This is a genomic window from Thermoactinomyces vulgaris, from assembly GCF_003688725.1.
Lineage (GTDB): Bacteria > Bacillota > Bacilli > Thermoactinomycetales > Thermoactinomycetaceae > Thermoactinomyces > Thermoactinomyces vulgaris.
Genome location: NZ_REFP01000013.1, coordinates 1 through 26,082 on the forward strand (window position 1 = coordinate 1; position 26,082 = coordinate 26,082).

Consider the following 26,082-nt stretch of genomic DNA (forward strand, 5'->3'; position numbering starts at 1 on the left):
GAATTTGGAATTTTTGGCACCCATGATCAGTTTTTGCCCGATGCCGCTGGCCAAGCCCCGGGAAGCTCCTGCCGTGATGCCTCCTCCGATCAATCCCAAGAGGCCGCCAATGGCTGCTTCAAGAAGGTCATTTTGTTAATTTCCCAACCATTCAGGGCCATACTGATCACAAATGACAAAGCCATACCACTGAGTACGGCAATCCCTAACGGTGTGGCAAAGATGCACAAGACAATGCCCAAAATCAGTACGCCGGCAAACGCTATGTATTCTTTAAATTTGACGATCCAGTCCCAAACTGCAGACAGTGTATCAATTACGACTTCTGCTATTTTGGAGCAAATTTCAGTAAACCAATCCCAAAAGGCAGCCGCTTTCTCTTTGGTCCATTCCCATGCTCCTGAAATTTTGTCCCCGAACCAATCCGCAGCTTCTGACAATGGTTCGGTTATGGAATCAAGTAGTCCTTTCTTTTCTTCAACCGGAGGGGACGATACCGGCTGTTCTTTTTGTACGGGAGTTTTTTGTTCAAATTGATTGAAATCATCATTGATTTCAGGAACTTGGATCCCTCCGTCGGCATGGACAATGTCATTTCCCCAGATGCTAAATCCTGCAAAGATGAAAAGCAGGATAAGTATAAGTTGAAAAAATTGTTTTCCCATACGTTCAGTTACGGGTTCCGTAACTCGGTTTCCTCCTTTTTCATTCATAATAAGCTATAAAACAATTATAATTATAAAAATATTATAAATCAGATGCATGTAAAATTTTAAAAAAAATTTAACGATTGGAGGCTTTGTGTTTTTTAGCCAGGAAAAATTACATGACCTAGTTATATTGGAAAGGGTTAAGAGGAAGGAACGGGTGGGGGATCCTCCGGGGTGGCAGTGCCAAAGGGGAGAATAAAACAAATGAAAATGGTGTTTTGGGGGTGGGGGGATAAGCCGGTGAAAAGATGGGTACGGGATTTCCCTGCTCCGGGCGGAAGAAATCTGCATCCGTAAGGTTTTTATCGGGGAATGTCGGGTTCTTGGGTTGAACCCGGCTTTTTAAAATCCTTCCCGGTGCAGACGTTTTAAGTCTTCCAGTCTGTCGATTTCATGGGTGTCCCGGGCATCGATTTCTTGTAAACGGACATTCAAATCCCGGATGTTTTCTTTGACGATATGATCCCAGTATTTGTTTTGGAAATCTCCGTTTGCGACGGTTTCTTCCAGTTTTTTGACCAGTTTCCGGCCGTCTGGTTCGCTCCAATAGGAGATGCCGCACAGGATGTAATCATTTCCTTGTTCCTCGATGGTGATGTTTTGGATCCGGTTTTGCGAGTCCATGTGGAGGACCCATTCGTTGACAAAGGGTTTTTTGGCGCTGAAATACAACGAGGTGGACGGCTTGTCCAAAAGAAAGTTGCGGCGCAGATAGTTGTCGGCGTCGATGACATAAGCGCCGGGCAGGTATTCCCGGGCCAGGTACATGGAATAGAGGTTGTTGTACCGGTCATAGTACGGGTTGCTGATCAGCGTGACGGCAAATTTCTTTTTTAAATAAGTGAATTTTTCGTGCAGGTATCCTGTCACCACCGCGATATCCCGGACACCGGTTTCCCTTAAAAAACGGATTTGCCTTTCCAACAGCGGTTCACCGTTGACGGTGATGAGGGATTTCGGGGTGGTCAGCGTGAGCGGGCGGAGCCGGGTCCCCATTCCTGCCGCCAGCAAAATGGCTTTCATCGTCTCACCTCCTTCACGGGCCGGTTCCGGAATTTTTTCAAAAAGTGCGTGAGATTGAATTCATCTTTTTCAGCCACCGTCAGCACGGAACCCAGGATGATCATGAGGCTGTAACCAATCATCTTCAGAGAGAGGGCTTCACCGAAAAACAGAAAGCCGAAGAAGATGGACCAGCCGGAATACGAGATGTTCAGTCCCATGGCCTTGGCGGGACCGATGGCCCGGATGGCTTTGTAATAAAACAGGTAGGAGACCGATCCGGCCAAAGCAACGAGAGCGAGAAAGAACAGTTCCTTTTTGGCCATGACTCCGGCGGCAAAGTGCCAACCGCCAAAGAACGGAAGAATGACGGAACAGTAGGTGACCGTTGAAACCAGTTGGCGCAGCAGGATGGATTGCTCCGGGGAAATTTGTACTTTTTTCATTCCATAAGCGACCAGGACGCATTCCAATCCCCAGCAGATAATGCACAGCAGGACATACAAGAATCCGAGCCGGGATGGAACGGAAGCATCCTCTGATCCCGAGGAGCCGAGCAGGATGATGAACAAAATGCTGATGCAAAGCCCAAACCAGTTTTTGGGGCGCAGACGGTCTTTCAAAAGCAGAAAAGAGAAGAAGGCCCCGACGGCCGGATAAACCGCGGAGAACGAAGCGGCATAGGAGGAACCGAGGTGGTGGATGGAAAGCACATAAAAGGTCATTCCGAGCGGACCGCCAAGGATCGAGCCCAGAATGACAAACCGTCCGCCGTCCGTTTTGATGTTTGCAAGTGCTTTCTTCAGTTCCCCCTTCAGGGATAAGTATCCGGTGATCCACAAGCCCGATGTCGCGTCATGCAAAAAAGTCCCCACCAGCGGGGCGAGGAACAATGCCTGCCCGGAGGAGACAAACAGATCGCGGGAGAGGATCGCCCCGATGAATACCGTGTCCAACGCCCACATGATCCCCGACAAGAGTCCGTAAGCTGCACCGGCCCGTTTCATGCCGACACCTTCTTTGACAAGAAGAACTCAATGTTGGCAATGGCCCGGTTGTAGCGCATGATGCCGTAATCCCCGAAGTTGTCCCCTTTGGCTTCTTTGTAGATGGTCCACAAACTCCAGATGTAATCTTGGAAAATCTTGTGCATCAGCATGCGCATCCGGATTTTTTCGGTGATCTCTCCGGAGAAATAATAGGACAAGAAGAGATCTTCTTCCCGTCGGGTCAGGGAAGATTCCAGCGAGTAGGCAGCCAAATCCCAGACGGGATCATTCAACCCGGCATATTCCCAGTCGATCAGGTAAAGCCGGTTGTCCCCGCTTTTGATGAAGTTGTCCGGCAAGGTGTCATTATGGCACGGGACGAGCGGAACCTGCATGGCGTCAAACATCAATTTGATCTTCAACACTTCTTCTTTCAATTTGCGGAAGTTCGGATAAAAATAACCTCCGTTCACCTCGTCGACCAGCCGCTCATACTTGGTTTTGACCTGTCCGATGTCAAATTTGTTTTTCATCGGCGCGTTGGAGGTGTGGAGCTTTTTCAAAAGGTTGGCCACCAGCCGCATGTTTTCTTCGCGCCGGGCCATTTTGGGAGTGAGCGTTTCCGCATCCGGAATCATCTCAGAAATTTTCACGCCGTTTTTTTCATCAAAGTAGAGGGTTTTGGCGTTAATTCCGAGATCGCCGGCCAGCATGGCGTTTTCCTTTTCGAGGTGGCGGTCGATCATTTGGTCTGTCCCGGCGCCCGGAATGCGAAGAACATATTCCTTTCCTCCGGCCACGCTGATTTTGTAGTTTTTGTTCGTCATGCCTCCCAACGGGACAGCCCCGGTGATGTCATCCTCCGGAATTCCGATGGCGGATGAAACCGTATCTTTTAATTGATGGATGAAATAGGTTTCTTCTTTCCGCTTCAATCGCGGGTGCACCAAGTTCAAAATGCGGATATAATGCTCCTTCGTGTCGATGTCGGACCAGATCAAATCATTGATTTTCAAATAACCGATTTTGTACTGGCGGGAAACATCCAACAGCAGGTATTCATAATCGAGATAGGGATTCTGGTTGTTTTTGTATTCTTCCAGCATCAGTTGATAGACATCATACGAGATTTTGTTGATGCCCACCATTTCGCCGTCAATCCGGTTCAATTGGTGAAGATCTTTGGAAATTTTGAAGATACTCTGGTTGCGGAGTTCCACATAGGCCTCGTTGCCTTGCCCGCTTTCGGTTGCAATCAGCATGCAGTCGCGTTCTTCATTGTGAATCAGCTGCTTGAAGGCTTGTTCCTCCGCCAGAATATCGTGGTCGAGAACGATGAAATCCCCGGAAACGGCATATTTGGCACAAGCCAGGGAGGACATCGACCCGGTCCATTGGTAACGCGGGTTATCCACGAACACGATTCCTTCTTGATCAGTTAACGATTGGAAGGCTTCCTTTTGGTATCCGGTGACGATGATGATTTTTTCGATTCCGTGCTTTCTCAAAATGTCAATGTTGCGTTGTAACAGCGTGGTGCCGTTCAGCGGCAAGAGACTTACCGGAAGATTGAATTCATCGTTTTCGCCGGCGGCCAAAATGACGGCTTCTTTCACTTTGGTTGTTTTCCCGCCGTGAAGATCCACTTTTTTGTTTTGGTAAGAAGCATACCGGTTTTTCAAAAGGCGGATGCCTTCTTTGGTGAGGTAGTATTGGGTGCTGCGTCCATGTTTCCGTGTGTCGATCAGGCCTTTTTCCATCAAATCGCGGATCAGGTAATTGACTTTGCCGGCGGAAAAATGGCAGAGTTGCCCGATCGATTTTTGATTCACCTGCACATGTTTGTTGATGATTTCAAGCACTTTGAGTTGATCTTCCATGGACATCCCTCCTGCTGGATGGTGTGATGAATCGGTTGTGGCGGAGTGTGGCAGACCGGGATGAAAACGTATGGACAAGATGAATCGAGAAACATATTCAATTTTTGAATACATTTATTTTAGCATAACTCTCTTTTTTTGAGAATTTGATGTGGGATAAATGGGGAGGGATTCAATAGGATCCGGCTTTTAAAAGGAATTTTTTGTGCATTCATGGGCCATGAAAAAAAGAGGGAAGCTTTCGTCGGTGAAAGTCATCCCTCTTTTTTGGTCAAAAAATGAATAAAAAATCTTCATAATTGTAATTCGGTGAAGGTGTGTTTGGGCTTTTGCTTTTCTTCGGGAGGCAATTCCATGTAATGGTCCCCGTAAAGCGTCCGCAAATAGCGGTCACGGTCTTTGATTGCCAGGAAAGAGTGTCCCTCGAACCGGATTTCTTCGAGGTCTTGAAAAATCCTGACGGGCAAAATCATGGATTCTTTAATCTCGGTTGGAACCAAGATGGAATTGTCTCCGTAAGTATATTCAAATTTTGAATGGTGATTGTATTTGGTTTTGATGCGGGTTTCCCATTGATTGAGCCGGTGGACGCCCAGCGCCTTGCCAAGCGGCCGGAGCAAGCGGCTTGCGATTTTTCTCATGCGGCTGTGGCTTTTCTTTTGGAATTTCAGTGTGACCGAATATCGGGTGAAGTAGATGAAAGTGAGACAGATCCGGTCGAGTGTGCGGAGAATCCGGCTTTCGGGGATGCGGTCGATGGGGAAGATATCGATAAAAACACCCCGTTTGATATCCGATTGGGAGGTAGTGTGCTCGACAAGGCGGGTGCGCGTGTCCACAATTTTGATAAAGTTGTGCGGATAATCGCGGTCAGTTTCATAGTGTTGGATGAACAAATAATCCGGCAAGTGTTTTTGGCCTTCTTTCCAAAAGCGTTCGTAATCTTCCCGGAGCATCGCCACATCCGCGTCGTCATCCCATGGGATAAACCCGCCGTGACGGACGGCCCCCAACAGGGTTCCGGAAGAAAGGGTATAGGAGAGGCCCATTTTTCTGGCCGCTTTGTCAAATTCCAGCAAAATCTCCAGTTGTTTTTTCTGCAGTTGTCGGATTGTTTCTGGTGAGAGTTTCACTTGCAACCACCTCAACACTAAATTGTAGCACAGAAGTCCGTTTTTGGGATTCGGGCGGAAGGGTGGAAGGGTTCCGGTTTTGAAAAACGGGAAGAGTTTATTAAGATAATATTGAGGTTCAATGAATGGAAACAAAGTCAATGGTTGATCGTTTGGGATCGGTTTATGATAAAGACAAGGAGGAATCTATGAATCAGAAGAAGAAAGGACCGGTTGGCAAATACGCCGGAACCGCAAAGGTCGGAACCAAGGGCCAGATCGTGATCCCCAAGGAGATCCGGGATATGTTTGACATTCAACCGGGCGAAACCCTGCTTTTGTTTGCGGATGTTGAAAGAGGGATTGCTGTCATGAAATCCGACGCATTGGAAGATGTGTTTGAGACGGTTCCGCAGTGGTCGAAAAAAGATGAGTGAAAGTCTGATGCAGGCACCTCAAAAACGAGGTGCTTTTTGTTTTGAATGGTAAATTTACCGTCATTTAAAAAGGAATTCGTCTCATTTATATATAAATATTTTAGAATATAAATGAATTTTTTGTATAGTGTGTAAACGTAAAACGACTTCTTTGGAAAGGATGATTTACCATGAACAAACGCGGTTGGTTTGGGGCGGCTTTGGCGGTGGTTGTCGCGGTTTCTGCCGTCTCCTTTTCCAAAGTCTGGGCCGGACAGGAGGAAGTGGCAAGAAAGCAGAAGCCGCAGCCGAAGAATGTCATATTGATGGTCGGAGATGGGATGGGCAGGGCCCAACGGGATGCCATCCGGCTGTCCAGTGTCGGTTTGCACGGTAAAACGGCCATGGATGACATGCCGTATACAGGCTTTGTACACACCAATTCCGCAGACCCCGTAGAGTTTGTAACCGACTCGGCCGCAGCGGCGACGGCGATGGCCACCGGCGTGAAGACCTACAATGGAGCCATCGGTGTCGACCTGGATCAAAAGCCGGTGGAAACAGTGTTGGAAACAGCCAAAAAACGGGGGAAAGCGACGGGGCTGGTCACCACCGCCCAAGTCACGGATGCAACCCCGGCGGCATTTGGTTCCCATGTGAAAGACCGGGAGGACCAGAGCAAAATCGCCCGGCAGTTTTTGGAGAAAAGCCGTCCTGACGTGATCTTGGGCGGAGGAGAAGATTACTGGTATCCGAAAGGGAACCCCGGCCGTCATCCGGATCATCCGGCGGAAGACCCCTCTGAAGAAAGCAAAGGAACCGAAGGAAATCTGGTGGAACGGGCCAAAGATCTGGGATACCAGTATGTCGCGAACCGGGAAGAGTTGCAAAAAGCAAACGGTTCCAAAATTCTCGGCTTGTTTGCCAACGAAGAGATGTTCCAATATGATACCGAGGCCGGGGATCGCTATGATCCGTCGGTGTCTTTGACCGAGATGGCGGACAAAGCCCTTCAAACGCTGTCCAAAAACAAAAACGGATTTTTCCTGCTGGTGGAAGAAGAAGGGATTGACGCCATGTGCCATGTGAACAACGCCGAACTGGCCATCAAAGCCGGCAAGGAGTTTGACAAAGCGGTGGCGCATGTCAAAGAATTTGCCAAAAAACGCGGGGATACCCTGGTCATTGTCGTCGGTGACCATGAAACCGGCGGATTTACGATTGAAGGATTGGATGACTCCGACGAGTCGGGGGACGGCGTGTCTGCTGAAGACGGTCCTTTCCCGGTAGCCGGTTCCGATCAGCAGTTTATGGTGGATTGGACAACCGGGGGACATTCGGCGGTAAGCATTCCTTTAACCGCCATGGGACCGGGAGCCGAGTTGTTGCAGGGGGCTTATGAGAACACCCGCATCCATGATGTGATTGTGCAGTTGATGAAATAAGAAACAATAGCTCGGAAGCGCCTTCCGTCCGGGAGGCGCTTTGGTTTTTGACAAGAAAAAACAGGGTATTATAAAATCGTTTTGACTGAATGGTCAGGAAAGAAACCGGTTTGAACGGTTCAGACAGCAAAGAGTGGTGATGAAAATGATTAAGATCACGGCAGACAGCACTTGTGATCTGTCTCCTGAAATCTTAAACGCGATGGATATCACGCTGGTGCCCTTGAATGTTTTGATTGATGACAAGTCATACCGGGACGGGGTGGACATTACGCCGGCCGAGATCTTCCGGTATGTGGGCGAGGAAGGGAAAACCTGCAAAACGGCAGCGGTGAACACCTATGAGTACGAGAAGGTTTTTGCCGAACTGTCCCACAAATATGAAGCCGTCATCCATTTTTCCCTCAGCGCGGAATTTTCCTCGACTTATCAAAATGCGGTGTTGGCGGCAGAGAACTTCTCCAATGTCCATGTGATTGACACACGCAATCTTTCCACGGGCAGCGGACATCTCGTATATGATGCGGCGCTCATGGCCAAGGAAGGTTTAAAAGCGGAGGAGATTTGCGAAAAAATCAAGGAGACCATTCCCAAAGTGGATGCCAGCTTTGTGATTGACCGCCTCGATTATCTGAGAAAAGGCGGACGCTGTTCGGGAGTGGAAGCGTTGGGGGCGGCCTTGCTCCGGATCAAGCCGAGCATTGAAGTGGTCGACGGCCGGATGGAAGTCGGGAAGAAATACCGGGGCAGTTTTGAACGTTGCCTGGAACGTTATGTCAAAGACAAATTATCAGGTAAACAAGAGGATATCGACCGGAGCCGGATCTTTATCACTCATTCCAAGTGTTCGGAAGAAACCGTGGCCAAAGTCAAGGAAGCCGTCCGCCGTTATGTTGATTTTGATGAAATCATCGTCACCGAGGCCGGCTGCACCATCTCAAGCCATTGCGGCCCCAATACACTCGGGATTTTATTCAAACGGAAAAGCAAAAAATAATCGGTTGACCAAAGGAAAACCTGCCTGTGAGGGGCAGGTTTATTGGATTTGGTCATATGAAATGCTGCCGGATACTGCCTTTTCCGTTTTCGGTTTCCACCTCGGCAAAGGCTCCGTTGATGAAGGTCATCTGCGGCGGGACATGGCCGCAATCGACATCGTAAATGACCGGGATTTGAAGTTCCCCGGCAAGCTCTTGGTAAACATCTTCCACGGTGTAGTTTTGGACCGGGTGATTGGCTTGGCTTCGTCCGAACAGGATCCCAGAGCATGCGTCAAACCAACCGGCCAATTTCATCTGCATGAGGGACCTTCTCAAATCCACCGTTGTCAATTCGCAATTTTCCAGATACCACAACACCGGTTCTCCATCCAGATGGGTTTTTCACATCTCCGTAAGGCGTGCCGGCCAAATGCCGGATGGTGTCAATGCATCCGCCGAGCAGCCGGCCTTTGATGATTTCTTTTTGGTTGGAAACGGTTTTCCAGCAAGTCGGCTCCGTCAGATGAAAAACGCAGGGTGTCGGGCGGTCGTGCTGCCATTTCTTTTGATAATATGCGGAAGAGCGCTGCAGGACGGAATTTCCCTTTCCCGCGGCCAAAACGTTTTTCCACATGGCGGTGGTGTCATCCCAGTATTCCCCCCGCAAATCCACAAAGTTGGGGCCGTGGGCCGTGGCGATCCCTGTATTCAAGGTGATGGCCAACAACAAAGTGCTGGTATCGGAATAGCCCATCACCCATTTGTTTTTGATTTTTCGAAAGTCGGTATGTTCAAGCATCTCAATCAAAAGCTCCCCGCCCCATGGCGGGATAATAACGTGGATTGCATCGTTTTGCATCATTTCATGGAATTCCTCCGCCCGTTTCCGGGCAGGGGCTGATTTTGCTTTATGCTGGGTCCGGACGGTTTCCCCGCAATGGATCTGAAAACCTTTTTCTTCCATCTGCCGGCATGAAAGTTCAAACATGGCATGCAATTCCCGCGGCACACCGGATGACGGCGCGGTGACCCCGATGGTTGCGCCTTCGGTCCACAAAGGATATTGAATCATCGGGTTTCCCCCCTTTTTGTTTTATGGAAAGCCAAAACCGGTTGTTATGTATATTTAGGGAGCGGCGCGCTAAATCCTGTTTACAGGAAAGAACTGTTGTGGGAAAAGGTTGTTTTTTTATTGACGCTGATAAGAAAACGATTTATAGTATTATTGGACTTGAATTGATAATCATTATCAATGATAAATTAAAGATGTTGGGGGCATCAGGATGGGGCGCCTTTATACCGAACATTTGCAGGTTGGTTATGGGGAGAAAGCGATTGTCCGTGATTTGACGATTCAAATTCCCGATCATCAAATCACGGTGATCATCGGGCCGAACGGATGCGGAAAATCGACCTTTTTAAAAGCAATGTCACGCATCATCGCATATCAGTCGGGGTCGGTGATCCTGGACGGGAAAAGTATTGTGCAGGAAGACACAAAAAGTTTAGCCAGAAAAATGGCAATTCTTCCCCAAAATCCGGAAAGCGCGGCCGGGCTCACGGCCGGGGAACTGGTTTCTTACGGGAGGTATCCTTACCAAAAAGGGTTTGGACGCCTGAGCAAAAAGGACATCGAGGTGATTGACTGGGCACTTAAAGTCACCGGTACAGAGCGCTTTAAATATCATCCGGTGGATGCTTTATCCGGCGGCCAGAGACAGCGGGTTTGGATCGCTTTGGCCATTGCGCAGGAAACCGATATCATTTTCCTCGACGAACCCACCACTTATTTGGATCTGGCCCATCAGCTCGAGGTTTTGGAGCTTTTGCAAAAGCTCAATAAAGAAGAAGGGCGCACGATTGTCATGGTCCTGCATGATTTGAATCAGGCAGCCCGTTTTGCGGATTTTCTCGTGGCGATGAAAGACGGGAAAATCATAAAAAGCGGAACCGGTGAAGAGGTCATCACCCGGGATGTGCTGAGGGAAGTTTTCCATATTGATGCAGAAATCGGAAAAGATCCGCGCACCGGTAAACCGATGTGCTTGACATATAATCTGATCAAAGGAGAAGACGCTTATGAAGAAAATCTGGCCGTTGCTGCTCGGACTGGCACTGTTTCTTAGCGGGTGCGGCGGTTCGGCGGACGAGAGTGCAACAAACGGTTCATCCAAAACCGTGACTTACCAATCGGAAAACGGACCCGTCGAGGTTCCGGAACATCCCAAACGCATTGTGGTGCTTTCGCAGTTTGCCGGGAACGTGATGGCACTTGGCGGCAATATTGTCGGGGTGGATTCCTGGGCAAAAGACAATCCCCGTTTCAAAGACAAGCTGAAAAGTGCGGAACTGGTCAGCGATGAAGATTTGGAGAAAATCATCGAGTTGAATCCGGATCTGATTATCGGTGTTTCCACAACGAAAAACGTGGATAAACTGAAACAAATCGCTCCCACCGTCACCTATACCTATGGGAAATTGGACTACCTGACACAGCATCTTGAAATCGGGAAGCTTCTCAACAAAGAAGAGGAAGCCCGCAAATGGATTGACCAATTCAAGGCGGAAGCCAAGAAAACCGGAGAGGAAATCAAAGCCAAAATCGGGGAAGATGCAACGGTTTCCGTGATTGAGAACTTTGATAAACAACTGTATGTTTTCGGGGATAACTGGGGAAGGGGAACCGAAATCCTTTATCAGGAAATGGGCCTGAAAATGCCCCCGAAAGTGAAAGAGAAAGCGTTGGGACCGGGCTATTATGCCATCTCTCCCGAAGTTTTGCGCGATTTTGCCGGGGATTATGTGATTTTCAGCAAATACAAAGATGCGGACACATCGTTTGAGAAAACCGAAACTTACCAAAACATCCCGGCGGTGAAAAATCATCGCGTGTTTGAAGTCGATGCGAGAGGTTTCTTCTTCAATGATCCCCTGACTTTGGAATATCAGCTTGATTTCTTTAAAAAGTCCTTTTTAAACCAGTAACATGCGGGGAAGAGGGGCCCTTGGACAGGGTGCCTCTTCCTGATGATAGAAAGATGAGATCAACATGTTGAAAAACCAAAGTTCTTTCCCGTTTGTTTTGAAATTGACGGCCGGGGTGGCCATTCTTTTTCTCTCTTTTGTCATCGCCATGGTGATGGGTGCGGCGGATACCAGTCTCAGGGAAGTGTGGCTGGCGATCACCGGCGGGGAAAAGACGGAGACGGTCACGATGATCCGGGAGATCCGTTTGCCCCGCGAAGTGGCGGCTGTTTTTGTCGGAGCGGCACTATCGGTGGCCGGCGCTGTCATGCAAGGGTTGACAAGAAATCCGTTGGCCGATCCCGGATTGCTGGGCCTGACGGCCGGCGCCAATGCCGCATTGGCTTTCCTGCTTGCTTTTTACCCTTCTGCCGGATACTTTGTCCTTACCATAGCCTGTTTTGTCGGGGCTTTTGCGGGGGTGTGTCTGGTGTTCGGCATCAGCGCGGTGAAAAAAGGCGGTTTTTCGCCTTTTAAAATCGTGTTGGCGGGTGCGGCGGTGACGGCCTTTTTGCAAGGGATTGCGGAAGCCATCGGGTTGTATTTCAAAATTTCCAAAGATGTGTCGATGTGGACGGCCGGCGGACTGATCGGAACTTCCTGGGAACAGCTTCAGGTGATCATTCCGTTTATTGCAGCCGGCATTTTGATCGCTCTTTATCTCTCCCGGCAGTTGACCATCCTCAGTTTGAATGAGGAGGTGGCGGTCGGCTTGGGGCAAAAGACCCGGCAGATCAAAGCGGTTTTGTTCATGGTGGTCACCATCCTCGCCGGCGCCGCGGTGGCGCTTGCCGGCAACATGGCTTTTATCGGCTTGATGGTTCCCCACATCGTCAGGGCGGTGGTGGGCACGGATTACCGTTTTGTTCTTCCCATGTCTGCCGTGTGCGGGGCTGCATTCATGCTTTTGGCCGATACGCTGGGCCGGACGATCCATGCCCCGTTTGAGACACCGGTGACGGCCATTGTATACATACTGGGGCTGCCCTTCTTCCTGTTGATCGTGCGCAAAGGAGGGAAAACCGTTTTATGATCCATCCTTCCGTGTTAAAGAAACAAAAAATCATCATCGGGATCTTGCTTGTCCTGACGGGGATCACCATGGTCCTCAGCCTGGGGCTTGGCCGTTCCTCGGTCTCTTTCGACCGGATTTTGCCGATTCTCTTGGGGGATGGAACCTTTAAAGAAGAATTTGTCTTCTATTCGATTCGCCTGCCGCGGATCGTGGTGACCCTCCTTGCCGGAATGGCTTTGGCTGTGTCCGGAGCCATTTTACAGGGAATTACGCGCAATGATCTGGCTGACCCCGGCATTATCGGCATCAATTCCGGCGCCGGTGTCGGAGTGGCCGTCTTTTTTCTGTTTTTTCCGGTGGAAGCCGGATCGTTAATCTATTTGCTGCCGGTCGTGGCTTTTTTATCCGGCATTTTGACCGCCATCCTTCTTTATCTGTTTTCTTATCAAAAGGGGGCGGGGCTCCAGCCGGCCCGTTTGATTTTGACGGGTGTGGGATTTTACATGGCTTTTTCCGGGGCGATGTTGGTCATTATTTCCTCGGCTGAGCGCGAAAAAGTGGATTTTATTGCACGATGGCTCAACGGGAATATTTGGGGGGACGATTGGCCGTTCATCTGGGCGCTCCTCCCCTGGCTGTTGGTGTTTATCCCGTTTACCTTTTATAAAGCCAATCAATTAAATCTGTTAAGTTTTAATGATCCGGTCGCCATCGGAGTCGGAATGCCCCTGCAAAAAGAAAGGATGTTCCTGCTGCTTGCGGCTGTGGCGCTTGCGGCTTCCGCCGTATCCGTCACCGGCGGGATTGCTTTTATCGGCTTGATGGCTCCCCATTTGGCGAAAGCCTTGATTGGACCGAGAAATCAGCTGTTTTTGCCGATTGCCCTGTTGATCGGAGGCTGGTTGCTTTTGACGGCCGATACTATCGGACGCAATCTGTTGGAACCGGACGGCATTCCGGCCGGAATTGTGGCATCGCTGATTGGCGCGCCTTATTTTGTTTATTTGTTGCTTCGAAAATAGGAGCCATTTTTTCCGTTGGCCTCGTCCTGCGGGCCCGTGAGAGAAACCGTGCTTTTGTCCCGGGAGGGATGAAAGTGCGGTTTTTTTTGAAGGGAAATTTCAGTTTCAGGCCGGATCATGAAAATGATTTGGGGAAAAAGGCGGTGAACCCGCCATGATGAAACCATTGGCGGGAATCAAAATATTGGTTGTGGATGATGAGCCCGACATTATTAAAGATCGGTCTGCAAAATGAAGGATTTGAGGGCCGGACGGCACAGGATGGGATGGAGGCTCTGCAACTCATGAAGTAGTTTCTCCCGCATGTGGTGCTGCTGGATATCATGAAGGGACGGTTCTTTGCCATCTTGAATGGCACGGAAGAAACAGGGCTGCCCCAATTGGAGGGCTGGCGTTATTTGGAGGCTTGGCAGGAGGAAAAGCGGCATCCGGATTACCTGTGTGCTGAAATTTGTGCTGGAGGATGACTCTTGGGTGGCCGCCCGTCCCTCGGGGACCGAGCCGAAGCTGAAGTTTTATTTTGGAGTTAAGGACACCGGAATGGAGAATTGCGAACGGAAAATGGAAAGGTTTAAACAACATCTTTTCCTTCGGGTCAGAGAGGCCATCCAGCAAACAACCGCGTGAGTTTTTTGTGAAGAGGCGATGCCGTTCAGGAGCACCGGAATCAAGGTTCCAGTGCCCCTTTGACATCATACAGGGACAGATCGATGTCCAGTTCCAATCCCAATGCCAGTTTGGCCAGTTGGTTTCCGATAAAAGGTCCCATCGTCAGTCCTGAAGCTCCCAGTCCATTGGCCAACAGGATGCCGTCCCATCCGGGAAGCGGGCCGATGACCGGAAGGAACCCGGGAGTATAGGGACGGAAGCCGACTCTGGTCTCCAGCAAGGTGCTGTGTTCCAGTCCGGGAGCGACGTCCAGCGCTTTTTGAATCACTTCGAACAAGCCGCCGGCAGTGACCCGGGTGTCAAAGTGATCCAAATCATTTTCGTGGGTTGCCCCGACAATGATCCGGTGATCCTCCAGGGTCAGCATGTACTGATCATTGGGCGGCATGATGACCGGCCAATGGTTGGTGGGCGTGTCAGGCAATTGCAAATGGACGATTTGCCCTTTTTGGAAAGTGCCCAAAAAATTTACTCCCAGCGGGGCAAGCAATGATTTTGCCCATGCTCCCGCGCAGACAATCACGATATCCGCCGGAATCACCTCTTTGTCATTTACCCGGACGCCGGTCACCTTTTTTCCCTGGTGCAAGAGCGAGGCGCTTCCCCGGATGAACGATGCACCGTTTTTTTGTGACGCACGGAGCAGGGAGTCGCGGAGGGCGCGGCCATCCACGCGGGCCGCCCCTTCCACATGCAGGGACGAAAAATGGCTGGCAAGCGGAGGAAACCGTTCCCGTGTCTTTTGGGGTGGCAACGGGGTGAGCTTGCCCATTTCCGGTGCGTCCTGCCGGCGTTTTTCGGCCCGTTCTTCCACTTTGGCGAGCCTTTTGGCATCCGTATGAATGCGTAGCGCGCCGACTTTTTTGTAACCAGTTTGTTTTTCCCCGTCTTTTTCCAACCCGGCGATCAGTTGCGAATAAAAACGGGCCCCTTTTTTTGCCAGTTGATACCAGGCTTTGTTTCGCCTCTGTGACAACCAAGGACAAATGATTCCGGCGGCGGCGTCGGTGGCTTGTCCCGGATCTTTGCGGTCGATGATCGTAACCTTCACATCGGCACTCAGTTTGGTCAATTGGTACGCGGCGGAGGCGCCTGAAATTCCGCCTCCGATGACAATCACTTTTTTCATGGTCAACCCTTCTTTTTCAGGATTCGTTTTCCATTATACCGGTTTGGGGAAACAAACTTGAGTCGTGGTGGAGTCTGTCACAAAAACACCGTCTGTTTCGTTTTATTATTAAACAGGGAAAAGGGGATGGGCGGAATGAAGGAAATCACTTGTGTCGTGACAGGGGGCGGGCATGTGGGCCTTCATGCTTTAAAAGAGATCGGTCAGGCGATGAGAAAAGCAGGCAAACCCTTCCGGTTGATTTTGATTGATCCCAAGCCGTTTTATGTACAGAAAGTCCTGTTATTTCAACCGGTTGCCAGAGCTGAAAAGATTGCCTTGGCTTGGGAAGAGGTTCTCCCGGAAAGGGTGGAGCGCATTCAAGGTGAGCTTGTAACCATCGAAAGCCAGGAAAAGCGGATCTTTTTTCGTGATGCAGAGAAAAAGGAGCAATCATTGGACTATGATCTGTTGGTCATTACCGTGGGAAGTGTGGTGAAAAGGCCGGATCCGGAACAAGGCGGAATTTCATTGCACGATTTATCCGCATCGGAAGAGATACGAACCAAGTGGCGCCGGCATTTACAAAAGGCGGTAAACGAGCAAGACCCGGCCGAACGAAAACGATTGCTCTCTGTTGCGGTGGCAGGTGCCGGAATCAGTGGAGTGGAGACATCTGCGGAATTGGCACAGGCCATGCGTTCAGAAGCAGCTCGGTTGGGCATGGATCCCGCGTTGGTCCGGGTTTTTTTGATCAATGCGGAAGAAAGGTTGATGATGAACGGACCAAAGAAATTGGGCCGGAAATTGGAAGCCAAGCTGAACAATTTAGGTGTTACGGTCCTCCATCAACGCAAAGCTTTGTATGAGAAAGACGGAAAGCTGGTACTTTCCGATGGCACGCAACTTTCTGCCGGGTTCACCATTTGGACCTTGGGGCTTGAGCCCCATCCGGTTTTGCGCCAATGTCAACTGCCGCTTACTTTGGAGGGAAAAGTGAAAGTGGATGCTTCTTATCGGGTGTCAGGGAAAAGTGCCATCTACAGTATCGGGGATTGTGCACATGTTATCGATCCGGAGAATGGAAAAGCAGACGGGATGACTTGCAAAGAAGGAATCCTGCAAGCAAAACGACTGGGAGAAGTTATTAAAGCTGATTTGAAAAAAAAGCCTGCTCCGATTCATCGGAGATGCCGAAATTTTTTTTGTATCAGTTTAGGTCAAAAAGAAGGTTTGGTCTGGGCTGAATACTGCGGAATCGATTGGATCCTGGCGGGGAAAATCGGCAGGTTCATCAGAAAATGGACATGGAAGAAAGCAAGTAACGTAAAATAAAAGTGAAATGGGGGCACAGGAGGGGAGAAGGATATGGGGAAACAATAAAACAACTTTATGAAGAATACAAACCTTTGCTTTGCACCATTGCATATCAATTGACCGGTTCGATGGCTGATGCGGAAGATCTGGTGCAAGATCTCTTTGTCAAACTGACCGGTTTGGATCTCAAGCGCTTGTACGATCCCAAGAATTATCTTTGTAAAATGATCGTCAATCGTTGTTATGATTATCTGGGTTCTGCCCAAAAAAGGCGGGAGCAATATACCGGTCCCTGGCTGCCGGAACCGGTCCCCACAGATGTTGCAGATCCCGGTGCCATGTTACTTAAAAAGGATATGTTGTCTTATGGGATGTTGGTGTTGTTGGAACGGTTGACCCCTGTTGAAAGAACGGTTTTTGTTTTGCGGGAAGCATTGTCTTTTGATTATGCCTCAATTGGAAAAATCGTGGAGAAAAGCGAGGGGAATTGTCGCAAAATTTTGAGCAAGGCGAGAAGGAAAGTGGGAAATCCGGGGAAAGCGATTCGCCGCCGGCAAAACCAAAGAGTATGGATTGAACAGTTTCTTGAAGAATTGCGTCGAGGAAATGTAGAAAAAATCCTTTCCCTCTTGGCGGAAGATGTCATTGTAACATCTGACGGCGGCGGAAAAGTGACGGCTGCCCTCCGGCCGGTCATTTCTGCCGAAAAGGTGGCACGGTTCTTGTTGGGATTGTTGAGAAAATATCAGGGTGTGCAATACAGGGTGATCGGGATCAATGCAGAGGACGGACTGTTGATCCGTGCGGGTGGACAAATGACTGTCGCCTTGTTTCAACTGGAGGGAGGGAAAATGAAGAAACTTTATCTGGTGCGGAATCCGGAGAAACTCACATGGTTTAAAAACCTCTAGGCCCCGGCTGCCATTTACCGGCTGGCCGGGGATGTTTTTTCAAATGATATCCGATGTGCCACGATGCCGGCGGTTGTGCCATGGCAGGGAAGATCGGCCATCTGCCGGGCAATGGAGGGCGAAAGGAACGGAGAGATCTGCCGCCATTGCATCCATCAGGGATCAGATGGACATGATATGATTTGTTGGGGGTTGACTGGAATCTTGATGGAAATGGCCTGTTGTCAAGTTGTTTATCTTGACATATAATTTTTTGATATATTAAGTAATATGAAAGTATGTTTATCTGTCTAATTTCTATTTAAATTAATCGGGGTGATTGAATGTCAACAACAAAAACCATGGATGCGATTGAAGTGATGAAAGCGCGTTCCACGGTTCGCAAATATGATCCGAATGCAAACATTCCGGAAGAGGAATTGAATGAACTTCTGGAGATTGCCATCCAGGCTCCTTCTGCCTGGAACTTGCAACATTGGCGCTTTCTCGTCATTACATCCAAAGAGATGAAGGAAAAACTGTTGCCCATTTCATACAATCAAGAGCAAGTGGTCGAGGCGGCAGCCACCGTGGCTGTGTTGGGAGACCTGCAAGCGAATGAAACCGCCAAAATCGTCTATAAGGATGCCGGAAAAGACATTTACGATTTAATGATCGGCCAAGTGGAAAAAGCTTATCAAAATGACCGGTTCGCCCGGGATGAGGCTTTTTTGAATGCCGGATTTGCCGCCATGCAGCTGATGTTGGCAGCCAAAGCCAAAGGGTATGACACTTGTCCGATCGGAGGATTTAACCGGGAAAAATTTGTGGAGGAATTCCGGGTTCCGGATCGTTATGCGCCCGTTATGCTGATCACGATCGGCAAAGCGGCGGCTCAGGCCCGGCCGACGACCCGTTTGCCTTTGGATCAGGTTGTGGTGAAGGAAAGTTTTTAAACCGTATTCCGATGTAACTGAAAACCGGAACACGGGAGGGGTTCGGAAGAAGACCGGCCCCTCCCGTTTTTTATTGCAAAAGAGGCACCGAAACGATCCGGTGTTTTGTTTTTGTTCATATCCTTTTGGGAATCGGTGTTTTTAAAGAAGCGATGTGGGGAAAAAGTATGAACATGGAGCATTGTCTTACGTGAGGTGAGAATCATGCTGGTGTGCCTTGACCCGGGACATGGGGGAGAGGATTTGGGTTCGGTGGGTTATTCTCTGGCTGAAAAGGATGTTTGTTTGGAAATTGCTTTTCGCGTTCGCCGCAAGTTGTTAAATTATGAAGGGTTGTCCGTGACCATGACCCGGTCTGTGGATACCCACGTGAGTGCCCGGGAAAGGATTGAGTGGGCGAACCGTCAGAATGCGGACTTATTTTTAAGCATCCATACCAATGCTTCCCCTGATCCCACCATGTCCGGGTTTGCCTCTTATGTGAGCGTGATTGCAGGATTGGAAGAGAGAAAAATCCAGTGCTGGCTTCATAATCAGCTGACCAGCTTTTTAAGAAAATACGGCGTGATGGATTTGGGAAAGAAAAATGACACAGAGACGGCGGAAGGGAAAATCCAGGAATTGCGCGGGGTGAACATGCCCGCGATCACGGTGGCTTCGTTGTTTATCACCCACATGCGGGAAAACCATCTTCTTTCAGACGCCCGGTTTTTGGATCAATACGCAGAAACGATTACGGAAGGGATTGCCCGGATTCATCAGTGCCAAAAGAAAGAAAAAATCCGGTGAACGAAAGAGGGGCATAAAAAAACTGCCGGCCTTACGGTCAAGGCCGACAGTTTTTTTATTTATTCTTCCCAGACTTTGACTTCTTTCATGACCGTTCCGGGCTGCATGTTCAGCACGTGCTCCATTCCTTTGATCACCATGCCGAAAACGGTGTGCACCCCGTCCAAATGCGGCTGGGATTCATGAACAATGAAAAATTGGCAAGATCCGGTGTCTTTCCCGCGATGCGCCATCGATACGGCTCCGGGCACATGGCGGTGCGGATTGTTTTTCGTTTCGCAAGGAATGGTGTATCCGGCATCGCCGTTTCCCAGCCCGTTGGGGCAGCCTCCCTGGCTGACAAATCCCGGAATCACCCGGTGAAAGTTGAGCCCGTTGTAAAAGCCCTCATTGGCCAGTTTGCGAAAGTTATTGACCGTGATGGGAGCTTCATCCGGGAAAAATTCGATTTCGATGATTCCTCCGTTTTCAAGCAAAATTTCACCTTTGACTGTCATTGGATTCACTCCTCGTTGATGGACGTATTTATTTTACCTTGTTTTTGCAAGGAAAAGAAGCGGTCATTTTTTGTTTTTTGCTTCTTCGGCCAAGCGGGCTCCTTCGTTTTTGATGACTCTTTCCACTTCCGACATTTGCTTGACGGGATCGGGCATGCGCCTGATTTTTCTCAAGTCGGGCTCCAGAAACTGCACTCTTCCCCCTTGCCCGGTATGGACATAACGTGCAACGCTGGCGAGAAGTTCTTCATCTCCGTTTTTGATGACATAACGAATTACGTAAAACGGGTGTTGCTGTTCTTCCACCCCGCGTGTTTCCACTGGATAAGCCATCGAATTCCCCCTGATTTTGAGGTTTCCTTTATTGTACCAATGATGAAAAAAATGTACAGTGAAATAAGTCACCGTCTTAAAGTCCCTTGGGGGAATGAAAACGGGAAGCATATTGCGGGACCGGGATATTTGTGTGATAGTAAAGATAGAAGGTTATTCTCTTGTTATATAACAATCTCTCCCAAAAAAGAGAATACACAGGAAGAAGGGTTCATCCATGTTTGCGCAGATGTTGAAAACCGTCTTGCAAATCGGCGGGATTTACCTTTTTTATGAGACGGGCATGTGGATCCAGCAGAAGTTCCATGTCCCGATCCCGGGCAGTATGATCGGATTGTTTCTATTGTTCATTTGTTTGTCCACCGGCATGGTCCGGGTCAAGCGGCTGCAATCAGGGGCGGATGCATTGCTTTCTTGGTTGCCGCTTTTGTTTCTGCCCTCTGTCATCGGGGTGATCGAATATGGCGGCTTTTTGAAACAACACGGGTTGCAAGCCGTGGCCGTGGTTTTCATCAGTACCGTGCTGGTCATGTGTTTATCCGGATGGCTGGCACAATGGCTTGCCATGCGAAAGGAGGGTGTGGATGAAAGAGTGGATCAGCGGGGGAATATCCATCGGTGTCACGCTCGCGGTGTTCATCGCGATGAAACGTCTGTATAAACGCTTCCCGTCGCCGTTTTTGCTGCCCCTTTTGACTTCGGCAGTGTTTCTGATCAGCTTGTTGCTTTTATTCCAAATTCCTTATGATGTCTATATGACCGGCGGACGGTGGCTGGACGGGTTTCTGGGTCCGGCGGTGGTGGCGATGGCGATCCCGCTGTATCGTCACCGACGGGTCGTGAAACGTTATCTTGCTTCGATACTGGTCAGTGTGATTTCCGGTTGTTTCACCGCCGTGTTGAGCGGATACTTTTTGGCGGAGGCATTCGGGGTGGACCGCCGTCTTCTTTACACGTTGTTGCCGAAATCCGTGACCACGCCGGTGGCCATGGACTTGGCCAAGCTTTCGGGAGGCATCCCCTCTCTGGCCGCCTTATTTGTGATTGTGGCCGGACTGATCGGGGCTGTGTTGGGCCCGTATTTGATGAAATGGTGCAAGATCACCCATTACTTGGGCATAGGCATCGGATTTGGCAGTGCTTCCCATGCGATTGGAACGTCCAAAGCACTGGAGATCGGGGAAAAGGAAGGAACCGCCAGTTTGGTGGCCATGACCCTGTGTGCCATTTTGACTTCCCTCTTGATTCCCGTCTTGCTCCGGTTTTTGCATTAAAAAACAGGAACCCCGTAAGGTTCCTGTTTTTCTGGTTTCAACCGGTCAGGCGGACGGAATTTTCCTTGTGGGAGAGACGAAGCGACCGGGTTAACGTAAGAGTCAACAACACAGTGGCGATCAAGAGGACGGAGATCATGAAAATCACCCCGTACCAACCAAAGCGGGTCAAAAAGAACCCGCCGGCCCATCCCAAGAGGCTGGAGCCGGTGTAATAAAACAACAGGTATAAAGAAGAAGCGTACACTTTGATCCGGGGGTCTGCGATCATCCCGACCCATCCGCTGGCAAGGCTGTGTCCGGCGAAAAATCCGGCTGCAAACAAGATCAAGCCGGCCATCAACAAAAAGAGATTTCCGGTGCAGGTCAAAAGGGCACCGGCCAATGCCATGACCACCCCGCTGATCAAGAGGGAGGATCGCGAGTGGTTTTCTGTCAGTTTCCCGAAGAAATACGAACTCCACGATCCGGAAAGTTGAAAAATAAATAAAAAGCCGATCGCCGTTTGGCTCAATTGATACGGAGGATTGGACAAAGGAAAAGCGATGTAGTTAAACAATGTAATGTAGGCGCCGAGCAGCAAAAAGGCCATGGCGTAAATGGACAACAGATATTTGTTTTTCATTCCGCCGATCATGCCTGAAATCCAGTTGGAAAAAGAGAGTTGTTCTTTTTTGAAATGTTTGGATTCAGGAAGCAAAACGAAAAACAGCGCACTGCATAAAAAACTGAAAATCCCCAGCGCAAGGGCGCCCGCCTGCCAAGAATAAAAGTCGGCAAAAACACTGACCCATATTCTCCCAAAGAAACCGCCCACTGCATTGCCGCTCACATAAATCCCCATGATGCGCCCGATGTGTTTCGGTGAGATTTCTTCATTCAGATAAGTGATGGCAACGGATGGAAATCCGCTCATCGCCAGTCCCTGGAAAACCCGCAAAAAAACCAGGGTTTTGAAATCCGGGGTGAATGCCGTGGCGATTCCCGCCAAGGATGCCAACAACAAAGACACTCCCATGATTTTTTTCCGGCCCCAGGCATTGGAAAAAACTGTGAGAATCAACATTCCGACGGCCAGTGAAAAGGTGGCCAGCGAAACAGACAAACTGGCATGAGACGGGGAGATTCCCATTTGTGAGGCAAACGCATTGATCAATGTTTGCGGATAATACAGCTGGGCAAAAGTCACCATGCTCCCCAACAGCATGCAAACAAAAATCCGGTAATATTCACTGCTGCCGGATTCGACATATTTCATGAAGCACCTCTCCTCATTGTGAAGCTGTTGCTTTGGTTTTTAGTGTACTTCCGGCAGGCTGATGTGTCTATTGCATTATATTTATTTAAATGATAATTTTTTGCTATCAATAAAGAGAAAGAGGTTATCGAAGAATGGAATGGCAGCAGCTGGAATACTTTTGTCAAGTGGCCAAAACCGAGCACTTCCGGAAAGCGGCAAACCGGCTGGGCATTTCCCAACCGGCTCTCAGCCGTTCCATGGCCAAACTGGAAGAAGAGTTGGGGGTGCCGCTGTTTGACCGGGTCGGCCGTTCCGTCAAGCTGAATGCCTTCGGCCGGGTTTTTTTGAAACGGGTGGAAAATGCGCTCAATGAAATTTCCGTCGGGGTTCAGGAGATTGAACAATTGAAAAACCCGGATACCGGGAAGGTTTCGGTGGCCTTTCTCCGCACGTTGGGTGTCACGGTTTTGCCGGAGTTGATCCGCAGCTTTAACCAAAAATATCCCCGGGTGGAAATTCAACTGATCCAAAGCACCATTTCAAGAAGCGTGGAGCTGTTGAAGGCCAGGGAGGTTGATTTGTGCCTGATCAGTTCGTATGCGTTTCCGCCTGGCATTCAGTGGCATCCGCTGATGGAACAGGAATTGTTTTTGTATGTTCCGGCGAACCACCGGCTGGCTGCAAAAGACTCTGTGGATCTGAAGGAGATTGGCGGCGAAAGCTTTGTCGGTTTTCGGCAAGGATTGGAGATGAGGGAACGGATCACCTATTTTTGCCGGAAAGCCGGTTTCACCCCGGTCATGAAATTTGAAGGCGAAGATGTATCGACGTTGGCCGGGTTGGTTTCAGCCGGATTGGGCGTGACGTTGATCCCGGAATACCGGGGCATCAGCGAGGCCAAGATCAAAAAGATTTCCGTCCGGAATCCAAGATGTTACCGGAAGATCGGATTGACTTGGTTGAAAGACAATCCGTTATCCCCGTCCGCTGAGCGGTTTCGTTCCCATGTGATTGAATGGTTTGCAATCTGAGACGCGGCGGTTTTAAAACAGCCGGTTCTCATTTTTGCGGGCTGGCGCCTGGCAGTTTGCCCGTTGCTATGCTTTGCCTTGTTGCATACCCTGTCAGCAGGTTTTCTGAACAGGAAGGGATGAAACCGTTTGAAAAAGAAGAATTCAATATCGATTTCAAGTGGAGGGATTTGGTGAAAAGAAATTTCGGAATTGCGAGTCTTTTAATCGCTGTCTTGCTGGTTGCCTGTCAGCCTGATTCCGCCCCCGTCACCCGGCCAGAAAAACCGGTACGTCTGATGAGTCCCATCACCGGCACTCCTGTTGAGAAAGAGGAACCCAAACCCGTGATCATGGCCATGATCAACAACCATCCAGCGGCCCGTCCGCAATCCGGGCTTCAATTGGCGGATGTGGTGGTGGAGATTTTGGCGGAAGGAGAGATCACCCGGTTCGCGGCTTTTTATTATAACCGGTTGAACGGGGTGATCGGTCCGGTCCGGAGTGTCCGGGATTATTATCTGGACCTGGCGGACGGAACCGGGGCGGTGGTGGCGCATGCCGGCGGTTCCCCGTCTGCGTTAAACCGGATCCGTGAGGAGAAAAAGCCGGCGATCGACGGGGTCCATCAAGACGAAAAACATTTTTTCCGCGTCGATTTTCGCAAACCGCCGCATAACCTGTATGCCCGGTTGGAAGAATTGAGCCGGGTTGCAAAGCAACGGGATTATCCCGATTACAGTGGAAAGCCGGCTTACCAGTTTTCCGGTGAAGCGGTCACCGGCGGGGGAAAGGCCGCCGGGAAGGTCCGCCTCATTTACCATAAATTGTACGAAGCCGGGTATCAATATGATCCGGCCAAGCAGCAATATGTCCGCTACACCGAAGGCGAGATGCAAACCGATAGGGAAACCGGGGAGCCGGTCACCATGCAAAATGTACTCGTGATTTTTGCCAAACACAAGGTATTGGATTATGTGGGACACCGGGCGGTGGATATTACGGGGCAGGGGAAAGGTTATTTGCTCCAGCAGGGGAAGGCGGTCCCGGTCGAATGGAAGTACCGGGACGGATGGATCGTTCCTTACCGTGACGGAAAAGAATGCACGTTGCTGCCCGGGAAAACATGGATCAATGTTTTGCCGGAGACCGGAGAGGTTCTTCTCCAATAACCTCTTATTTTCTGCTATACTTATCAGAGGCATAACTTTAAAGGGCGAAAGGACTTCCTTCTACCTCGAGGAGGAATGATGAATGCAACTGAATAAACTGAACAAAAAAGAAGTGGATCAACTTTTTCAGGCAATCTTGCAACTTGAAACCATTGATGAATGTTACCGTTTTTTTGAAGATTTATGTACTGTCGGGGAGATCAAGTCACTGGCGCAACGGTTGGAAGTGGCCCGGATGCTCGAAGATGGTTGCACTTATAACCAGATTGAAACCGAAACGGGCGCCAGCACGGCAACGATATCCCGTGTCAAACGCTGTCTCCACTACGGTACCGACGGTTATTTGCTCGCCTTGGAACGTTTAAAAGAAGCGAAGGAAGAAAAATCCCCTGAAAAATGATAATACGGATGACTTTTTGCTGAAAGGCTGTGTTTTCCTGTACGGATCACAGCCTTTGTTTTCTTTTCATTTTCTCTGCGGTGTATAATAGGGATTGTAGGTTTCGGGCGGGGGGAAAAGTATGATAAAAAAAGTGAAGAAATGGAGACATGTCTTTAAATTGGACCCCAACCGGCGGCTTTCTGATCTGGCACTGGAAAAGATTTGCCAATCCGGAACTGATGCGATTATAGTTGGGGGAACGGATGGAATTACGTTTCAAAACACATGGCAATTGCTTGAACGGATACAGAAATATCAAGTGCCTTGTGTGCAGGAAATTTCGACGATGAAGGCGATTGTACCCGGATTTGACGGTTATCTCATTCCATCGGTGTTAAACACCGATCAAGCCAAGTGGATTCATGGGGCGCACCTGGAGGCCATCCGGCGTTACGGGAGCAGCATTCCCTGGGAGCAGGTTTTGTTGCTCGGATATGTGATTTTAAATCCAGGGGCCAAGGTGAGCCGCTTGACACAGGCCAAAGCGGACCTGACCGAAGAAGAAGCGGCCGGCTATGCCGATTTGGTGGAAAATTTGTTCCGGTGGCCGGTGCTTTATGTTGAATACAGCGGGACCTTTGGCGAGGAGAAAAAGGTGCGGGCCATTCGCCGAAAATTAAAGCAGACCCGGTTGTTTTACGGGGGAGGCATCACCAACGAAGAGCAGGCGAAAACCATGGCCCGGTGGGCCGATACCGTTGTCGTGGGTAATGTGGTTTACACCAATGTGGAAAAAGCGGTTCAAACCGTGACATGGGTCAAAGAAACAAAGTTGCAGGAGAAAGGGTGA

General features: G+C 49.6%; 26 protein-coding genes and 2 pseudogenes. 18 read left to right on the top strand and 10 right to left on the bottom strand.

Features of this window, described 5'->3' with window-relative positions:
- Positions 1–89: 89 nt before the first annotated feature.
- The 5 genes from ATH33_RS12135 to ATH33_RS12155 form a co-directional block, all read right to left on the bottom strand.
- A complete protein-coding gene (locus ATH33_RS12135; RefSeq protein WP_147437078.1) occupies positions 90–713 on the bottom strand; it encodes a hypothetical protein in 624 nt (207 codons plus the stop codon).
- Between the two features lie 339 nt (positions 714–1,052).
- Positions 1,053–1,733, bottom strand: coding sequence for an NTP transferase domain-containing protein (locus tag ATH33_RS12140; RefSeq protein WP_121874464.1), 681 nt, complete (start codon positions 1,731–1,733; stop codon positions 1,053–1,055).
- On the bottom strand, positions 1,730–2,719 hold the full coding sequence (locus ATH33_RS12145) for a DMT family transporter (RefSeq protein WP_121874465.1): 990 nt from the start codon (positions 2,717–2,719) through the stop codon (positions 1,730–1,732). Before ATH33_RS12145 ends, ATH33_RS12140 begins: the two co-directional genes overlap by 4 nt.
- On the bottom strand, positions 2,716–4,581 hold the full coding sequence (locus tag ATH33_RS12150) for a phosphotransferase (RefSeq protein WP_121874466.1): 1,866 nt from the start codon (positions 4,579–4,581) through the stop codon (positions 2,716–2,718). Before ATH33_RS12150 ends, ATH33_RS12145 begins: the two co-directional genes overlap by 4 nt.
- 293 nt (positions 4,582–4,874) lie before the next feature.
- On the bottom strand, positions 4,875–5,714 hold the full coding sequence (locus ATH33_RS12155; RefSeq protein WP_062843285.1) for a LicD family protein: 840 nt from the start codon (positions 5,712–5,714) through the stop codon (positions 4,875–4,877).
- 188 nt (positions 5,715–5,902) lie between these two features.
- Here ATH33_RS12155 and ATH33_RS12160 point away from each other — a divergent pair, with 188 nt between their 5' ends.
- From ATH33_RS12160 to ATH33_RS12170, 3 genes are all read left to right on the top strand, one after another.
- The gene (locus ATH33_RS12160) at positions 5,903–6,130 is read left to right on the top strand and encodes an AbrB/MazE/SpoVT family DNA-binding domain-containing protein (protein WP_062843286.1); all 228 of its coding nucleotides are present in this window, start codon (positions 5,903–5,905) and stop codon (positions 6,128–6,130) included.
- 170 nt (positions 6,131–6,300) lie between these two features.
- Positions 6,301–7,554, top strand: a complete 1,254-nt coding sequence (locus tag ATH33_RS12165) for an alkaline phosphatase (RefSeq protein ID WP_049720565.1) — start codon at positions 6,301–6,303, stop codon at positions 7,552–7,554.
- Between the two features lie 145 nt (positions 7,555–7,699).
- Positions 7,700–8,551: a DegV family protein gene (locus ATH33_RS12170; protein ID WP_062843306.1), complete on the top strand. Its 852-nt coding sequence runs from the start codon at positions 7,700–7,702 to the stop codon at positions 8,549–8,551.
- A 52-nt stretch (positions 8,552–8,603) separates the two neighbouring features.
- Here ATH33_RS12170 and ATH33_RS12175 read toward each other — a convergent pair.
- Positions 8,604–9,606, bottom strand: a pseudogene (locus ATH33_RS12175) (S66 family peptidase).
- Positions 9,607–9,817: 211 nt separating this feature from the next.
- Between ATH33_RS12175 and ATH33_RS12180 the strand changes: the two are divergent.
- The 5 genes and pseudogenes from ATH33_RS12180 to ATH33_RS12205 all read left to right on the top strand — a co-directional run.
- Entirely contained in the window at positions 9,818–10,660 is an 843-nt protein-coding gene (locus tag ATH33_RS12180; protein ID WP_037993040.1) for an ABC transporter ATP-binding protein, read from the top strand.
- Complete coding sequence (locus tag ATH33_RS12185) at positions 10,614–11,519, top strand: iron-hydroxamate ABC transporter substrate-binding protein (protein WP_062843287.1); 906 nt, start codon at positions 10,614–10,616, stop codon at positions 11,517–11,519. The genes ATH33_RS12180 and ATH33_RS12185 overlap by 47 nt, the downstream gene beginning before the upstream one ends.
- Positions 11,520–11,583: 64 nt before the next feature.
- The gene (locus ATH33_RS12190) at positions 11,584–12,591 is read left to right on the top strand and encodes a FecCD family ABC transporter permease (protein WP_037993036.1); all 1,008 of its coding nucleotides are present in this window, start codon (positions 11,584–11,586) and stop codon (positions 12,589–12,591) included.
- Entirely contained in the window at positions 12,588–13,595 is a 1,008-nt protein-coding gene (locus ATH33_RS12195; RefSeq protein WP_037993034.1) for a FecCD family ABC transporter permease, read from the top strand. Before ATH33_RS12190 ends, ATH33_RS12195 begins: the two co-directional genes overlap by 4 nt.
- 441 nt (positions 13,596–14,036) lie before the next feature.
- A pseudogene (locus tag ATH33_RS12205) lies at positions 14,037–14,222 on the top strand (phospho-sugar mutase); the annotation flags it as partial.
- A gap of 40 nt (positions 14,223–14,262) precedes the next feature.
- Here ATH33_RS12205 and ATH33_RS12210 read toward each other — a convergent pair.
- Positions 14,263–15,393, bottom strand: coding sequence for an NAD(P)/FAD-dependent oxidoreductase (locus ATH33_RS12210; RefSeq protein WP_121874467.1), 1,131 nt, complete (start codon positions 15,391–15,393; stop codon positions 14,263–14,265).
- 135 nt (positions 15,394–15,528) lie between these two features.
- On the opposite strand from ATH33_RS12210, the gene ATH33_RS12215 reads away from it, so the two are divergent.
- The 4 genes from ATH33_RS12215 (at position 15,529) to ATH33_RS12230 (ending at position 19,324) form a co-directional block, all read left to right on the top strand.
- Positions 15,529–16,707 (top strand): NAD(P)/FAD-dependent oxidoreductase, encoded by a 1,179-nt coding sequence (locus ATH33_RS12215; protein ID WP_121874468.1) that lies wholly within the window; start codon positions 15,529–15,531, stop codon positions 16,705–16,707.
- Between the two features lie 2 nt (positions 16,708–16,709).
- The gene (sigJ, locus tag ATH33_RS12220) at positions 16,710–17,600 is read left to right on the top strand and encodes an RNA polymerase sigma factor SigJ (RefSeq protein WP_309485141.1); all 891 of its coding nucleotides are present in this window, start codon (positions 16,710–16,712) and stop codon (positions 17,598–17,600) included.
- A gap of 323 nt (positions 17,601–17,923) precedes the next feature.
- Positions 17,924–18,535 carry a nitroreductase family protein gene (locus tag ATH33_RS12225; protein WP_121874469.1) on the top strand — a complete coding sequence of 204 codons (612 nt, stop codon included), beginning with the start codon at positions 17,924–17,926 and terminating at the stop codon, positions 18,533–18,535.
- 204 nt (positions 18,536–18,739) lie between these two features.
- On the top strand, positions 18,740–19,324 hold the full coding sequence (locus ATH33_RS12230) for an N-acetylmuramoyl-L-alanine amidase family protein (RefSeq protein WP_052186595.1): 585 nt from the start codon (positions 18,740–18,742) through the stop codon (positions 19,322–19,324).
- Positions 19,325–19,383: 59 nt separating this feature from the next.
- On the opposite strand, the gene ATH33_RS12235 is transcribed toward ATH33_RS12230, so the two are convergent.
- Both ATH33_RS12235 and ATH33_RS12240 read right to left on the bottom strand, forming a co-directional pair.
- Positions 19,384–19,821 carry a peptidylprolyl isomerase gene (locus tag ATH33_RS12235; protein ID WP_049720560.1) on the bottom strand — a complete coding sequence of 146 codons (438 nt, stop codon included), beginning with the start codon at positions 19,819–19,821 and terminating at the stop codon, positions 19,384–19,386.
- A gap of 63 nt (positions 19,822–19,884) precedes the next feature.
- The gene (locus ATH33_RS12240; protein ID WP_121874470.1) at positions 19,885–20,154 is read right to left on the bottom strand and encodes a hypothetical protein; all 270 of its coding nucleotides are present in this window, start codon (positions 20,152–20,154) and stop codon (positions 19,885–19,887) included.
- Between the two features lie 217 nt (positions 20,155–20,371).
- On the opposite strand from ATH33_RS12240, the gene ATH33_RS12245 reads away from it, so the two are divergent.
- Together ATH33_RS12245 and ATH33_RS12250 are read left to right on the top strand one after the other, a co-directional pair.
- Complete coding sequence (locus ATH33_RS12245; RefSeq protein ID WP_062843289.1) at positions 20,372–20,815, top strand: CidA/LrgA family holin-like protein; 444 nt, start codon at positions 20,372–20,374, stop codon at positions 20,813–20,815.
- Positions 20,739–21,428, top strand: coding sequence for an LrgB family protein (locus tag ATH33_RS12250; RefSeq protein WP_037993021.1), 690 nt, complete (start codon positions 20,739–20,741; stop codon positions 21,426–21,428). The genes ATH33_RS12245 and ATH33_RS12250 overlap by 77 nt, the downstream gene beginning before the upstream one ends.
- A 37-nt stretch (positions 21,429–21,465) precedes the next feature.
- On the opposite strand, the gene ATH33_RS12255 is transcribed toward ATH33_RS12250, so the two are convergent.
- Positions 21,466–22,686, bottom strand: coding sequence for an MFS transporter (locus tag ATH33_RS12255; protein ID WP_037993018.1), 1,221 nt, complete (start codon positions 22,684–22,686; stop codon positions 21,466–21,468).
- A gap of 134 nt (positions 22,687–22,820) precedes the next feature.
- On the opposite strand from ATH33_RS12255, the gene ATH33_RS12260 reads away from it, so the two are divergent.
- The 4 genes from ATH33_RS12260 to pcrB all read left to right on the top strand — a co-directional run bounded on the left by ATH33_RS12260 (position 22,821) and on the right by pcrB (position 26,082).
- Positions 22,821–23,699 carry a LysR family transcriptional regulator gene (locus ATH33_RS12260; protein WP_121874471.1) on the top strand — a complete coding sequence of 293 codons (879 nt, stop codon included), beginning with the start codon at positions 22,821–22,823 and terminating at the stop codon, positions 23,697–23,699.
- A gap of 173 nt (positions 23,700–23,872) precedes the next feature.
- The gene (locus tag ATH33_RS12265; RefSeq protein WP_037993201.1) at positions 23,873–24,850 is read left to right on the top strand and encodes a DUF3048 domain-containing protein; all 978 of its coding nucleotides are present in this window, start codon (positions 23,873–23,875) and stop codon (positions 24,848–24,850) included.
- Positions 24,851–24,932: 82 nt separating this feature from the next.
- Complete coding sequence (locus ATH33_RS12270) at positions 24,933–25,250, top strand: YerC/YecD family TrpR-related protein (protein WP_037993013.1); 318 nt, start codon at positions 24,933–24,935, stop codon at positions 25,248–25,250.
- A gap of 121 nt (positions 25,251–25,371) precedes the next feature.
- Positions 25,372–26,082: a heptaprenylglyceryl phosphate synthase gene (pcrB, locus tag ATH33_RS12275; RefSeq protein ID WP_037993011.1), complete on the top strand. Its 711-nt coding sequence runs from the start codon at positions 25,372–25,374 to the stop codon at positions 26,080–26,082.